The organism is Acidaminococcus sp. (assembly GCF_057597765.1).
The window spans coordinates 90042-105087 of record NZ_DBMBXK010000006.1; the positions used below are offsets into that span (position 1 = coordinate 90042).

The window sequence follows — 15046 nt, forward strand, 5'->3', positions numbered from 1 at the left end:
GGGCCCGCCTCAGCGGGCCCATTCCTTTACCATCTTCCTCAGCCGCTCTGCCAGTTTCTCTGTCAGCTGGCCTTTTTCCAGCTTCCACTGCCAGTTCCCGGTAGGGGTGCCCGGGGTGTTCATCCGGTATTTTCCCGGAAGGGCCAGCAGGTCCTGGGCAGGGACGATGGTCCAGCGGGCGTTCCGGCTGTACAGATACCGGATCAGGGGCTCCACCAGTTCTGCAGCCCGCTTCCGGTCCGGCACTCCGGCTTCCTGGGGCATTGCCATGGCCCAGATTTTCTGGAAGTCATCCTCCTCCAGGTCTTCCTGGAGCCACCCCACCAGGGTGTTGTTGTCATGGGTTCCGGTATAGGCCAGGCACCCGGGTTCCGTGGCAAAATCCCTGATTCCGTCCTCACGGGTCCGGCTGTGGAACTGGAGGATCCGCATTCCCGGCAACCCCAGTTTTTCCCGGAGCTCTGTCACATCCCGGGTGATGATCCCCAGGTCTTCCGCCACAAAGCCCAGGTCCGGCACGGCCTGCTCCACGGCTTCAAAAAGAGCCGCTCCCGGCCCCGGGATCCACCGGCCTTCCCGGGCATCCTGCGCTCCGGCTTTCACCCCCCAAACCGCTGCAAACCCCCGGAAATGGTCGATCCGGACCCAGTCTGCCTCTGTGGCCAGCACCTGGAACCGTTCCTGCCACCAGCGCCAGTTTTCCTTTTCCATAGCCTGCCAGTTGTACAAAGGGTTCCCCCACACCTGGCCCGTCCGGCTGAAATAATCCGGGGGTACTCCGGCCACTTCCGTGGGATATCCGTCCCCGTCCAGCTGGAACAGTTCCCGGTGAGCCCACACATCAGCACTGTCTGGTGCCACAAAGAGAGGCATATCCCCCAGGAGGGTGATGCCCCGGTCCCGGGCGGCCCGGCGGATCTGCTGCCAGGCTTTCCAGAACACGAACTGCCCTCCGGCGGCCCTGGTCATCTGGTCTGCCAGCTCCCGGCGGGCTTTCTCCAGGGCCTCCGGCTCCCGGTTTTTCAGTTCTTCCGGCCAGGTCTGCCAAGGCTGCCCGGGAAACCTGCCCTGGAGAGCCCGGAACAGGGCATAATCCTCCAGCCAGTACCGATTCTTCCGGCAGTATACGGCAAATTCCGGGTCCTCTTTCCGAGGCAGCGGGAAGGCCCCGGCAAACAGAGCTTCCTGACCTCCGAAAGCAGACTGGGACAAATAGGGAGAATCTCCCAGCCCTGGCGGATTGAGGGGCAGGATCTGCCAGATCTTCTGGCCGGCAGCCTGGAGGAAATCCAGGAACCCAAGAGCAGAAGCCAGGATCTCCCGGCCGTTTTCCCCGGGCAGGGAAGTGGAATGGAGGAGCACCCCGGCGCCCCGTTCCAGGAGCCTGCCAGGGGCCTTCTCCGGGGCTTTTTCCCGGCACCGGTACACTACAGCGCTCCGAGGCGGCAGATCCAGTACAAAGGAACCTCCCGTAACCGGCACCGGCTTTCTTTCCGTCTGCGTTGCTTCCAGCCAGTCCCCCAGGTTCCATACCGGTTCCAGTTCTCCGTACGCCAGGCCTTCCGTATCCACTTCCGCCTGGAGAGGCTGGTCTCCCCGGTTCAGGGCGATTACAAAGACTCCGTTTTCACCCGGCTGGCCGAACACGTCCCGGCCCCCTTCCAGGAACCTTCCATATACATACCCGTCTCCCCGGGCCCAGAAAGTCTGGAACCGTCCGGTAGACAGGGCAGTATGAGACCGGCGGAGCTGGATCAGGCTCCGGCAGCAGCCTTCCAGCTGTTTGTCCTCCTTCCCCCAGGGGAAGGGCTTCCGGTTCTCCGGGTCCCTGCCCCCGGTGAGCCCGGCTTCATCTCCGTAATACACTGCCGGAGCCCCGGGAAGGGTCATCTGCCAGGCCCGGAGGAGTCCGTTGAGCGCCCGGGCCTTTTTCGGTTCATACCGGGCTTCCAACAGAGTCCGGAGCCGCTCCACGTCATGGCTCCCCAAAAGGTTCAGCATGGCGTACAGATTCTCCCGGGGATAGTTCTCCACCTGCTGCCAGTACCGGCGGTCCGCTCCCTGGGCGTCCGTTTTCCCCAGGGCAAAATCCAGCATCAGGTTCCGGAGCACATAGTTCATCACGCTGTCCAGTTTCCCCCCGGACAGGTACTGGCGCTGGATTCCGTAGCTCTCCTTGTTGGAGGCGTCTTCCCACACTTCCCCGATAAGGGCCGCATCCGGCTCCTTTGCCTTCAGTTCCTGGTAGAAACAGGTAAGGAACCCGTCGGGCAGTTCGTCGGCCACATCCAGCCGCCAGCCGCTTATTCCGGCATCCAGCCAGTGATGGAGCACGCTGTCTTTGTCCCGGATGATGAAATCCAGGTAGGAAGGCTCCGTTTCCGTCACTTCCGGCAGGGATCGGTCCCCCCACCAGCAGCCATAGTCTTCCGGATATTTCCGGAAATGGTACCACTTGTAATAGGGAGAAGCGGGTCCCTGCCAGGCGCCCAGGCCCTTATAGGTCCCGGCCCGGTTGAAGTACCGGCTGTCGGCCCCGGTGTGGCTGAACACCCCGTCCAGGAGGATCCGCATCCCATGGCGCCGTGCTTCCCGGCACAGGATCCGGAAGGTTTCTTCAGAACCCAGGAAGGGATCGATGGCCTTGTAGTCCCCAGTATCGTACCGGTGGTTGCTCCGGGCCTGGAAAATGGGGTTCAGGTACAGACAGTTCACGCCCAGTTCTTCCAGATAGGGAAGCTTTTCCAGGATTCCCTCCAGGGTGCCTCCGTAGAAGTCGTAGTAGGCCACCTGGCCCTCTTTGTCCTTTACATAGCAGGGATCCCCTTCCCAGGCGCTGTGGATCAGGGCTCCCGGCTTTCCCTGGAACCGGTCCGCCGGCACCTTTCCCCGGCAGAACCGGTCCGGAAAAATCTGGTACACCACCGCCTGTTTCAGCCAGGCCGGCGTCACCGAGTCCCGGTCGTAGACGGTAATCTGGAAGGAAGGGGGCTCCCGGTCCCACAGCTGGCCCATTCCTCCCTGTTGGGCCTCATTGTTGCCGTACCAGCAGGTTTCCTCTCCCTGTCGGATCAGAAAATAATACCACACCAGGCAGCCCCGGTCCGGCACGGTGAAGGTGATTCCGTACCGGCGGGACCTGACTTCCGGTTCCTCCCCCGGCTGCCGGGCTTCCGCCCTCTCCGGGGCTTCCTGTTCTTTCTCCGTACACTCCATAGGCAGGAGGATCTCCCGGTCATCCTCCCAGAGACGCAGAAAGACAGCCTCCGTCCCCCGACCCTGCACCACCAGATGCAGGGTCACGGCAGTCCCTCCCGGGACCGCCCCGAAGGGGAAACGGCAGGCTGTCTGACGAGAATCATGATACGCTGTAATTTCCACGATGCTTATCCTTTTCTATTCCAGCCGGATCCCCGGAGTCCCTTACCGGAACTCCGGTTTTTTCCGGACGGCTTTCCGGACCGGCGTCTTCCGGGCCGTCTTCTTGTGGGCGGCGGTTTTACGGAGGGCCCGCTTCCGGGTGCCGGCAGCTTTGGTCCGCAGTCCTTCCCCCGGTGCCTCTTCCGGCAGTTTTACCGCCACATCTTCCAGTGTCAGCTTCACAGCCGGTGTCGGCGCTTCCCCCGGCCCGGCGATTTTTTCATACAGAGCCTTGTAGGCCCGGGCGGACTTGTCCCAGCTGTTGTCACTGTGCATGGCATTGAGCACCAGCTTTTCCCACACCGTGTCCTCCTCATAGTCGCTGAGCCCCCGTTTGATGGTGAACAGCAGCTCATGGGCGTTGAAGTGGGCAAAGGACAGGCCGTTCCCTTCCCCGGAGAACTTTTCGAAGTTCTGGACCGAATCCCGCAGGCCTCCGGTGGCATGGACTACAGGAATGGTGCCGTATTTCATGGAGATCATCTGGCTCAGGCCGCAGGCTTCGTACCGGGAGGGCATCAGGAAGAAATCCGCCCCGGCATACACCCGATGTGCCAGATCCTCGCTGAACAGGATGTTCACGGACACCTTGTCCGGATACCGGGAGGCCAGGTCCGTAAGGGCCTGTTCATAGGCTTTGTCCCCGGTGCCCACGATCACCAGCTGGATGTCCTCCTGGAGCAGTTCGTCCATGATGCAGGTCAGAAGATCCAGCCCCTTGGCTTCCACCAGACGGGAGATCATGGCAAACACCGGCACCCGCCGGCTCACCGGCAGTCCCAGTTCCTTCTGGAGGGCTTCCTTGTCCAGGGGCTTCCGGATGAACACGTCTTTGTCCGTATAGCCATAGGGGATCCGGGGATCCTCCGCCGGGTCATAGGCCTTTTCATCCATGCCGTTGAGGATCCCGGTGATCTTCCCCTGGCACAGCCGCACATAGCCGTCCATTCCTTCCCCGAAATAGGGATACCGGATCTCTTCCGCATAGGAGGGACTTACGGTGGTCACAGCGTCCGCATATTCCATCCCGGCCTTCAGGTAGTTGACGCAGCCGCCGTTTTCGATTTTCCCACTGTCGAACAGGCTCCGGGACAGCCCCAGTACATCCTCCACGATTTCCGGCCCGTAGATGCCCTGGTATTTCATGTTGTGGATGGTGAACAGGCTTTTGATGCCCTGGTAGAAGGGATCCTTCTGGAAGTCCTCCTTCAGGTACACTCCCATAAGCCCCGTATGCCAGTCGTTGCTGTGGATGATATCCGGCCGGAACCCGATATGGGGCAGCATGGCCAGCACCGCCCGGCAGAAATAGGCGAACCGCTCCCCGTCGTCGAAGAACCCGTACAGGCCCTCCCGTTTGAAATAATATTCGTTGTCGATGAAGAACACCGGCACCCCGTCTTCCAGGGTAATCTTTTCCACCCCTACGTACTGCCGGCGCCAGGCCAGTTCCACGGTTCCCTGCCACACCTGTTCCATCCGGCCACCGTATTTTTCCGCCACCTGGGCGTATTTGGGGATCACCAGAGCTGTTTCCACCCCTTCCCGGCGGAGTTTGGCCGGCAGGGCCCCCATTACATCCGCCAGGCCCCCGGTTTTGATGAAGGGCACGGCTTCTGAAGCTACCAATAACACTTTCATGGGAATCACCTTCTTCTTTCTTTACCCGGGAGATTGACTTTCTTGGTTCCGTCCCCTTCGGTTTTCCTGATTTTTTTCAAATAAAGCACACCCAGAGGCGGCAGGGTCAGCACCAGGGACTGTTCCCGGCCGTGGAAAGGCACCTTTTCCGTTTCCACCAGCACCCGGCCGTCCTCCCGGAGCGTCCCGCACCGGACTCCGCTGCCGCCGAACTCTTCGGCGTCACTGTTGAACACTTCTTCCCAGGCCCCCGGTTCCGGGGCCCCGATCCGATACTCCCGGCGTACCACCGGGGTGAAATTGCACACCACAACGGTTTCCGCATCCGGATCCTGTCCCTTCCGGACAAAGGCAATGACGCTGTTGTCCCGGTCGTCGCAGCTGATCCACTCAAAGCCGGTCCAGTCGTAATCCACCTGCCAGAATTCCGGGTGGTCCAGGTAGAAATGATTCAGCGCCCGGCTGTAAGCCTGCAGTTCCTGATGCTTGGGATAATCCAGCAGCAGCCAGTCCAGCTGCTCCGCATACCGCCATTCGATGAACTGGCCGAATTCCCCGCCCATGAACAGCAGCTTCTTCCCGGGATGGCTCATCCAATACCCGTAAAAGGCCCGGAGCCCGGCAAATTTCTGCCAGTAGTCCCCTGGCATCCGGTCGATGAGAGATTTTTTCCCATGGACCACTTCGTCGTGGGACAGGGGCAGGATGAAGTTTTCCGAAAAAGCATAGTACAGGGAAAAGGTGATCAGGTCCTGGCACCCTTTCCGGTACAGGGGATCCGTGCTCATGTACTGGAGCATGTCGTTCATCCAGCCCATGTTCCATTTGTAGTTGAAGCCCAGGCCTCCCTGATCCACCGGCCGGGACACCAGAGGCCAGGTGGTGGATTCTTCCGCCACCATAAGGGCCTGGGGCTTTTCCCGGAACACCGCCGTGTTCAGCTGCCGGAGGAATTCCACTGCTTCCAGGTTCTCCCTTCCCCCGTATTTGTTGGCCTGCCACTGGCCGTCCTTTTTCCCGTAGTCCAGGTACAGCATGCTGGCCACCGCGTCGATCCGGAGACCGTCGAAATGGTATTCCTCCAGCCAGAACAGGGCACTGGATATGAGGAAGCTCCGTACTTCCGGCCGGCCGTAGTCGAAGTTCATGGTGTCCCAGTCCTTGTTTTCCGCCAGCAGGGGATTCCCGGATTCGTATAAAGGCTCCCCGTCAAAGAACCGGAGCCCGTGGGCATCCCGGCAGAAATGGCCGGGGACCCAATCCAGGATCACCCCGATGCCGTTCCGGTGGAACTGGTCCACCAGATACATGAGATCTTCCGGCTTCCCATACCGGCTGGTGGGAGCAAAATACCCGGTGGCCTGATATCCCCAGGACCCGTCAAAGGGATATTCGCACAGGGGCATGAATTCCACATGGGTATAACCCATGTCCTTCACATAGGGCACCAGGGCGTCCGCCAGTTCCCGGTAGCTCAGGAAGCTGCCGTCTTCATGACGCCGCCAGCTGCCGGCGTGGACTTCGTAGATGTTCATGGGCCCATGGTAGGAATCGTATTTTGCCCGGCTCTTCTGCCAGGCTCCGTCCCGCCACCGGTAGTTCAGGGAAGCCACCACCGAAGCGGTGTCCGGCCGCAGCTGGGCCCGGAATCCATAGGGATCCGCCTTCAGGATGGTTTCCCCGGAAGCGGTGATGATGGCATATTTGTACAGGGTCCCTTCCGGCAGATCGGGAACAAAGGTTTTCCAGATTTCCCCGTCTTCTGCCCGTTCCATAGGGTTGGCTTCCGGATCCCAGTGATTGAAATCCCCCACCACACTGACCTTTTGGGCATGGGGAGCCCAGAGGGAAAAACGGACACAGGGTTTCCTGTGCCATACGGTCCGGTGGGCTCCCAGGAGACGGCAGCTGTTTCCGTTGGTCCCGTTGTGGAACAGGTACATACTGTATGAATCAATGGCACTCAGACGCATAAGGGCTCCTTTCCATGGTTCAGACCCGTACGGGCTTCACCTTCCAGATGTCCCGGGCATACTGGGACACGGTCCGGTCGCTGGAGAAATGGCCGGACTGGGCAATGTTCACCGCCGAAGCCCGGAGCCAGCCCGGCCGGTCCTGATACCGGCGGAGGATTTCCTGATGGGCTTTCCGATAGGCATCGAAATCCTTCAGGACGAAGTATTCATCGTTCCGCCGGAGCAGGTCTTCATACAGCTGACTGAACAGGGGATTGGCCTGGAAGATTTCCAGTACCCGGCGGATTTCCTCATCCTGCCGGTACAGTTCCCAGGAGGAATAGCCCCCCTCCCGGTAGAACTTCTGGACTTCTTCTGCCCGGAGGCCGAAGATCACGCAGTTGGCGTCCCCCACCAGCCGGCAGATTTCCACATTGGCTCCATCCAGGGTCCCCAGGGTAATGGCCCCGTTCATCATGAACTTCATATTGCCGGTTCCAGAAGCTTCCTTGCTGGCAGTGGAAATCTGCTCGCTTACATCCGCTGCCGGGAACAGCCGCTGGCCCAGGGACACATTGTAGTTTTCCAGGAACAGCACCTTCAGTTTTTCCCGCACCCGGGGCTCCCGGTCGATGAGCTGGGAAACAGTATGGATCAGCTTGATCACCACCTTGGCCTCCCCGTAGGAAGCTGCCGCCTTGCCGCCAAAAATAAAGGTCTGGGGCAGAGGCACCGCTTCCGGGTCCTCCAACAGACGGAGATACAGGGAATACACATGGAGGATGTTCAGCAGCTGCCGCTTGTACATGTGGAACCGCTTGATCTGGATGTCAAAGACGGAATGGGGATCGAGGGTGATCCCCTTGGTCTCCTGGACCCACCGGGCCAGGGCATCCTTACGGTCCTGCTTCACCTGTTCCAGTTTTTCCTGGAAGGCCGGGTCGTCCCGGTAGGCCATCAGGTCCTTGAGTTTTTTCGGGTGCCGGATCCACTCCGTACCGATGGTGTCAGAAATGAGAGAAGCCAGAGGTGGATTGGATTCCAGCAGCCACCGGCGGTGGGTCACCCCGTTGGTCTTGTTGTTGAACCGGTCCGGGAACACCTCATAGAAGGGGTGCAGAGTGCTTTCCTTCAGGATTTTCGTGTGGAGCTCCGCCACCCCGTTGACACTGTGGCTGCCCACCACTGCCAGATTGGCCATGCGCACCTGGCCGCCCCAGAGGATGGCCACCTGTTCCGCCTTGTCTTCCCGTCCCGGAAATTTCTTCCGGTAGGCGGCCAGCCACCGGCGGTTCAGTTCTTCCACAATGAGATACACCCGGGGCAGCAGGCTCTGGAACAGGGGAATGGACCACCGTTCCAGGGCCTCCGGCATAATGGTGTGGTTGGTATAGGATATGCTGGATACCGTAAGGTTCCAGGCTTCCTCCCACCCCAATCCCTCTTCGTCCAGAAGGATCCGCATCAGTTCCGGGATTAAAAGGGCAGGATGGGTGTCGTTGATGTGAAGGGCCACATGCCGGGGGAATTCCCGGATGTCCCGGTGGAGCCCCCGGTAGTGGCGGACAATGCTCTGAAGCCCGGCGGATACGAAGAAATATTCCTGCATCAGCCGCAGCTTCCGGCCTTCTTCCGTGGAATCATCCGGATACAGGAACCGGGAGATCTGCTGGGTGGTGTCCTGGTACTGGAGGATCTTCCGAAAGTCCCCGCCCTGGCTGGGGCTCAGGATCCCGTCCGGGGCATATTCTGCCTGCCACAGCCGGAGGGTGTTCACCGTATGGTTCCGGTACCCGGGCACCGGCACGTCATAGGGGATGGCCAGCACCGAGCTGTATCCCTCATGGACGCATTCCAGCCCCCCCTTGCCGTCCGGGCGCATGTAGCAGTTCCCCCCGAACCGGACATGGACCGCCTTGTCCGACCGTTTGGTTTCCCATGGGAACCCGTCCTGGAGCCAGGTATCCGGCAGTTCCACCTGCTGACCGTCCACAATATGCTGTTCAAAAAGACCGTACTGGTACCGGATGCTGCACCCGTGGCCCGGCAGCTGGAGCGCTGCCATGGAATCGATGAAGCAGGCCGCCAGACGGCCCAGGCCTCCGTTCCCCAGCCCCGGATCCGCCTCCTGGGGCAGGATGGCATCCAGATCGAACCCCAGTTCCCGGAGTCCTTCCCGGGCCAGGTCCTCCATGCCGCAGTTCATCAGGTTGGCATCCAGCAGCCGGCCCAGCAGGAACTCGATGCTGAAATAATACACCTGCTTGGCCTGCCGGGAATCGTACCGCTGTTCCGTAGCCAGCCAGTCATCATAGATCAGGTCCTTCACCAGGTTGGCCAGCACCAGGTACACCTTTTTGGGACTCAGGGCTTCCGGTTCCTCATTGAACAGGACCTTGGCCTTCTGGGTGAAGAGACTGACAAATTGTTTTGGATTTTTCCAGGTTTTCGTAATGACCCCGCCTTCCTTTTCCGCAGCCGGACAGGTCAGAGGATATCATACTGGATCACGCACAGGGGCGCATCCGGCTTTCCGTTGAGAAACGCTTCCGGCTGGACTTCCTGGTTCTTGTCGCAGATTACCCGGTCCACCCGGGCTTCTTCGCCGATCACCGTGTTCTGCATGATGATGGAATTCTTCACCACCGCATTCCGTCCCACCCGCACCCGGCGGAACAGGATGGAGTTTTCCACGGTGCCTTCGATGACACATCCGTCCCCCACCAGGGAGTTGGTGACTTTGGCATCCGCCATGTATTTGGCCGGAGCCTCATCCTTCACCTTGGTGTAGATTTTCCGGTCCGGCCGGTACACGGCCTTCCAGTTGTCCAGGTTCAGCATGTCCATATTGGCTTCGTAATAGCTTTTAAGAGAATGGATCCGTTTGGCATAACCCCGGTATTCATAGCCGTAGATTCCGGGATGGGACACGTTCCGGGCCATCACGTCCATAAGATACTGGTTGGGATCCTGGGCAAAGGCCCTGCGGACCATGGCCACGAACAGCCCCCCGTCCAGGAGCATGCTCCCCAGGTATATTTTGTCCCCCTTCTTCAGGGTTTCTGATTTCACCAGTTTGGTCACATGGCCGCTTTCGTTGACGGATACCACATATCCGTCCCCTTCACAGTCCGCTTCCAGGGTCTTGTACACCAATGTCACATCCGCATTCCGGTTCCGGTGATAGTGGAGCAGCTGGTTGTAGTCGATGTTGTGGACCACATCGCAGCCGGAAAGGAGCAGGTAGTGGTTCCGTTCCCGTTCCACGAACCTCAGATTCTTGTAATAAGTCCGGATGTCCCCGGTCTGAGGATTGGTCACTTCCCGGGCCTCGTCCACCGGCAGGTAGAACAGACCGTGCTGTTTCCGGGCCAGGCTCCAGTCCTTACCGGACCGGACATGGTCCAGTACGGAACGGCTGTGGAAGGGCAGCAGCAGCCCCACCGTGTCCACCCCGGCGTTGACCATGGTGGACAGGGCAAAATCGATGAGCCGGTATTTCCCGGCAAAAGGTTCAGAAGCCATGGGCCGTTTCCTGCTCAGTTCCGCCATGTAATTGGGCCCCTGAAGATTGATGAGCCCGATGATGTTGTTATCCATTGACCACCGCTCCTTTCCCGTCCTTCTTTCTGCTGGGGCCTGCCGGCTGGACCTGTGCTTCCAGTCCTTCGCTGCCGGTGACCACATGGTCGTTGCCGAACACTTTGATGCTGCCGGCGGCGCCCCGGATCACTGCGCCAGCCCGTACCCGGCACCGTTCACCCAGGATGGCATGGTCCACCACCGCGCCTTTTTCCACCACCGTACCGGGCATCAGCACCGAATCGGTGACCGTGGCCCCTTCTTCCACCGTTACATTGTAGAAAATCACGGAATGGAACACGTTCCCCAGGATTACCGCCCCTTCCCCGGTGAGAGAACTGATCACCGAGGCATTGGGTCCCACATAGTGGGCGGGCAGGGACTGGTTCCCGGAATAGATCCGCCAGTCGGGGTCGTTGAGGCTGATGGGCGGGTTGTCGGACAACAGGTCCATATTGGCCTGCCACAGGCTTTCAAATGTCCCCACATCCTTCCAGTACCCTTCGAAAGGATAGGCGAAGGTGGGCACTTTGTCTTCCAGCAACCGGGGGATGATGTTCTTCCCGAAATCATGGTCCGAATCCTCCCGAGCCGCATCTTCCATCAGGTACTGTTTCAGCACATCCTTGTCGAAAATGTAGATGCCCATGGACGCCAGGTTGCTTTTGGGCTGGGCGGGTTTTTCCTCGAATTCCCGGATGCTCATATCCTCATTGGCGTTCATGATCCCGAACCGGGACGCTTCGGAAAGGGGTACCCGGAAGGTGCTGACGGTGACCTTGGCCCGGTGCTTTTTGTGGAAAGCCAGCATGGTGCTGTAATCCATGGAATAGATATGGTCCCCGGACAGAATCAGTACATACTGGGGATCGATCATGTCCAGGAAATTCAGGTTCTGGTAGATGGCATCCGCCGTGCCTTGGTACCAGTTGGAGGAATCCTTGTCGTTCATGTAGGGAGGCAGCACAAAGGTGCCCCCGCTGTCCCCGCTGTCCAGGTCCCAGCTGCTTCCGTTGCCGATGTACCAGTTCAGTTCCAGAGGCTGGTACTGGGTCAGGATCCCCACGGTACCGATCCCGGAATTCCGGCAGTTGCTGAGGGTAAAGTCAATGATCCGGTATTTGGCGCCGAAAAGCACCGCCGGTTTGGCCACGTTTTTGGTCAGGACTCCCAGACGGCTGCCCTTGCCGCCGGCCAGGATCATAGCCAGACATTCTATTTTCCTCAAAATCATCGCCTCCTGTAAAGATAGGTGCTGCATGTTTTTCGTATACAACTGTCTGCAAGCTGGTAAGAACAGGAAAATATACCCCTGCAGTCGCTGTCTCTTTGTCTATTTTACCATATTTATGAAAAAAAGGGGCTGTTGCATGAGCAACAGCCCCTTTTTAAGGTCTCAAGTCGTAAGGCTCGGACCACTGGCTAAAACCTGTCCTTTGGCCAGATTCATTTGAAGAAAAACGCAGCCAGTGGGCTGCTAACCCACCACCATTGCGCAAGCGCAACGGTCCCCCGCCCTTGTAAAGGGCGGATACTATCACACAGGCTGCTCTCTCGTGTCACAAAAGCATTGGGCCGAAGGCCCAAGCGTATATCCGCCCTTTTCAAGGGCGGATACTATCACGCAGGCTGCTCTCCCGTGTCACAAAAGCATTGGGCCGAAGGCCCAAGCGTATATCCGCCCTTTTCAAGGGCGGATACTATCACGCAGGCTGCTCTCTCGTGCCACAAAAGCATTGGGCCGAAGGCCCAAGCATATATCCGCCCTTTTCAAGGGCGGGGGACCAGCCGCAAGGCTGGTGGTGGGTTAGCAGCGTCAGCTGCGTTTCCCATCCCGGCCAAAGGCTAACTGCGTTTGGCTTCTACTTGTTCCGTACTTCAGACGCCACACAGGAAGATGCGGTGCCTGATGGGCCGCCTCTTCCGCCGCTCAGCCGGTCCGCAATGAGCAGGATGGCGTTCCCTGCCCAGAACAGCATGCCCAGCTGACTGTTGAACAGGGTATGGTCAGTAAGGCCGCTGATAAAGATTCCCACCAGGGAAGCCATGTACCCGCAGGCCACCCCCCTCAGCCAGGGCAGGGTCCGGTTCCGGTGCCGGATTTCCCGGGCCAGCAGGAACAGCCGGACCATCACACAGAGAAACAGCAGCAGCCCTGGTATCCCCAGTTCTGCCGTTACGTTCAGCAACAGGTTATGGCTGTGGTACATGAACACATCTTCCGAAATGAAGAAGTTGTAATCCGGGAAGGCATAGCCATATCCATACCAGCCCACTCCGAAAGGATGGTCCCGGATCATGTCCAGGGAGCTTTCCAGGTAGAAGAACCGCAGTTCCGCGGACGTGTCATGGACGGAAAAAATGGACATGAGCCGTTCCGCCAGCTGGTTCCAGAACAGGTACAGCACCCCCAGGCCCCCTCCGATGAAGGGCAGGAAAGCCTTGTGATAGAAGGCTCCGGCAAAGATGAACAGCACCCAGAAATAGGCCACCCAGTTGCCCCGGGAAAAGGTCAAAATCAGGCAGGCGGTGGAGAGAAGGAAGATCCCCACCAGGGCCCACCGGGTCTTTCCTCCCTTCAGAGGAGCGAAAAGCCCTTCACAGTAAGCCACCGTGGACACCAGGAAGGTGCCCAGGATGTTGGGATTCACCAGGGTGGAAATGGCCCGCCGGGACAGATGCTTGAAAGCCTGGTGGTCGATCCATTCCATATTCTGGAGACTGGTGCCGAAGAAATACTGCCAGATGCCGAAGGCCGCCACGATCCCGGCAGAGATCATGAAGATCTTGGTCAGGAACAGGGTCCGGCGGCCGGTACTGGCGTACCGGAGCACCAGGTAGAAGATCCCCGCCTCCTGGCCCACCACCCACAGCCAGTTCAGGGCGCAGGCGGCCGGGTTTTCCGACCACAGGGTGCTGACCCCGCTCAGGATGAACAGGGCCCACAGGGGCCGGCTGATGGTCCGGGGAATCTGGATGGCCGGCCAGAACTGCCCGGTCTTCCAGATGTTCACCAGGTTCAGCAGGAAACAGATGCTGAACACGATTCCCGCCCCCAGCTGATGCAGGGGCAGGATGAAAAACAGCAGAGAAAGGACCCCGAAAATAATCTGATTCAGGTTCCAGGATGCGGGGAGACCCCAGCCTTGCGGTCTTCCCATGGCCTTACCGGTCCAATCCCAGTTCCTTGAATGTGCCGATGAGATACAGGGAACCACAGACGATCACCACGTCCTCCGGCCCCGCTTCCGACACCGCCCGTTGGTAGGCAGCGGTGAGATCCTCCATGGGAACCGCATTCTTGTGGAGCCGCTGGGCCAGTTTTTCCGGTTTCTCCGACCGGTCTCCCTCATGAGCCAGCACCGTATAGATGGTGTCTTCCGGACGGAACAGGATGTCCGATACCTGGCTCACGTCCTTGTCCGCCATCATGCCGAACACGTAGATCCGCCGGGCTTTGGGATAATACTCATCCAGAGCCTTTCGGAGCACCGTCACCCCGGAGGGATTGTGGGCCCCGTCCAGGATAATGTCCGGGTTCCGGTGGATCCGCTCCAGCCGTCCCGGCCACCGGGCTGCCTCCATCCCCCGGAGCATGGCCGCCTCATCAGGCACCCCGTGCTTGTCCCGGAGGATCTCCGCTGCCGTAAGGGCCGCCGCCCCGTTGAGGATCTGGTGTTCCCCGGGCAGGTGGATGGCCACTTCCAGTTCCTTTTCTCCCAGCCGGTACAAAAAGGTCTGGGTGTCCATGGAACTGGTGAGTTCTTCGGTGGAAAAATCATCCCCATATACATACAGAGGGGCATGGTTGGCTTCCGCCGCACCCCGGATCACTTCCAGAGCCTTCCCTTCCGCCTCCGTCACCACCGGCACCCCCGGTTTGATGATTCCCGCCTTCTGGGCGGCAATGGCTTCGATGGTCTTCCCCAGCCGTTCCGTGTGTTCCAGGGTCACATTGGTGATCACGGACACCTCCGGGGTAATGATGTTGGTAGAATCCCACAGGCCGCCCATGCCCACTTCGATCACGGCACAGTCCACCTGCTTTTCCGCAAAATACAGGAAGGCCATGGCGGTGATGAATTCAAACTGGGTGGGCTGTTCTCCTCCCTGGGCCAGGAACCGGTCCAGAGCAGCTTTGGTCTTTTCCGTTACCGCGGCAAAGTCTTCATTGGAAATCTCTTCCCCGTTGAGGCAGATCCGCTCGTTGTACCGGACAAAGTGGGGGGAGGTGTAGCTCCCCACCTTCAGCCCCGCCTGCTGGAGCATGTTGGCCAGAAATGTGGTGACACTGCCTTTGCCGTTGGTCCCGGTCACATGGACGGTCCGGATCTTCCGTTCCGGATGGTCCAAAAGGGCTGTAAGCCCCTGGATCCGTTCCATGCCCAGATGGATGCCGAACTTGCCCAGGCTTTCTACATAGTCTACTGCGTCCGCATATTCCATAG

The 15046-nt window shown here is 59.3% G+C and carries 8 protein-coding genes; all 8 read right to left on the reverse strand.

Annotated features, from left to right (window positions below):
* Nucleotides 1-9: 9 nt before the first annotated feature.
* Entirely contained in the window at nt 10-3303 is a 3294-nt protein-coding gene (malQ, locus tag ACZOF8_RS05575; protein ID WP_487426663.1) for a 4-alpha-glucanotransferase, read from the reverse strand.
* Between the two features lie 120 nt (nt 3304-3423).
* Entirely contained in the window at nt 3424-5061 is a 1638-nt protein-coding gene (glgA, locus tag ACZOF8_RS05580; RefSeq protein WP_487426664.1) for a glycogen synthase GlgA, read from the reverse strand.
* 5 nt (nt 5062-5066) lie between these two features.
* Nucleotides 5067-7034: a 1,4-alpha-glucan branching protein GlgB gene (glgB, locus tag ACZOF8_RS05585; protein ID WP_022486964.1), complete on the reverse strand. Its 1968-nt coding sequence runs from the start codon at nt 7032-7034 to the stop codon at nt 5067-5069.
* Between the two features lie 19 nt (nt 7035-7053).
* Complete coding sequence (locus ACZOF8_RS05590; RefSeq protein ID WP_308664315.1) at nt 7054-9507, reverse strand: glycogen/starch/alpha-glucan phosphorylase; 2454 nt, start codon at nt 9505-9507, stop codon at nt 7054-7056.
* Entirely contained in the window at nt 9504-10616 is a 1113-nt protein-coding gene (gene glgD, locus ACZOF8_RS05595; protein WP_022486966.1) for a glucose-1-phosphate adenylyltransferase subunit GlgD, read from the reverse strand. The genes ACZOF8_RS05590 and glgD overlap by 4 nt, the downstream gene beginning before the upstream one ends.
* A complete protein-coding gene (locus ACZOF8_RS05600) occupies nt 10609-11826 on the reverse strand; it encodes a glucose-1-phosphate adenylyltransferase (protein WP_022486967.1) in 1218 nt (405 codons plus the stop codon). The genes glgD and ACZOF8_RS05600 overlap by 8 nt, the downstream gene beginning before the upstream one ends.
* 634 nt (nt 11827-12460) lie before the next feature.
* Nucleotides 12461-13759: an O-antigen ligase family protein gene (locus ACZOF8_RS05605; protein WP_154487722.1), complete on the reverse strand. Its 1299-nt coding sequence runs from the start codon at nt 13757-13759 to the stop codon at nt 12461-12463.
* 4 nt (nt 13760-13763) lie between these two features.
* Nucleotides 13764-15044, reverse strand: a complete 1281-nt coding sequence (locus ACZOF8_RS05610; protein ID WP_022487200.1) for a bifunctional folylpolyglutamate synthase/dihydrofolate synthase — start codon at nt 15042-15044, stop codon at nt 13764-13766.
* Nucleotides 15045-15046 lie beyond the last annotated feature (2 nt).

Coding starts and splice junctions, on each gene's coding strand:
- glgA (WP_487426664.1), bottom strand. CDS start 5,061: ATGAAAGTGTTATTGGTAGCTTCAGAAGCCGTGCCCTTCATCAAAACC.
- glgB (WP_022486964.1), bottom strand. CDS start 7,034: ATGCGTCTGAGTGCCATTGATTCATACAGTATGTACCTGTTCCACAAC.
- glgD (WP_022486966.1), bottom strand. CDS start 10,616: ATGGATAACAACATCATCGGGCTCATCAATCTTCAGGGGCCCAATTAC.
- ACZOF8_RS05605 (WP_154487722.1), bottom strand. CDS start 13,759: ATGGGAAGACCGCAAGGCTGGGGTCTCCCCGCATCCTGGAACCTGAAT.
- ACZOF8_RS05610 (WP_022487200.1), bottom strand. CDS start 15,044: ATGGAATATGCGGACGCAGTAGACTATGTAGAAAGCCTGGGCAAGTTC.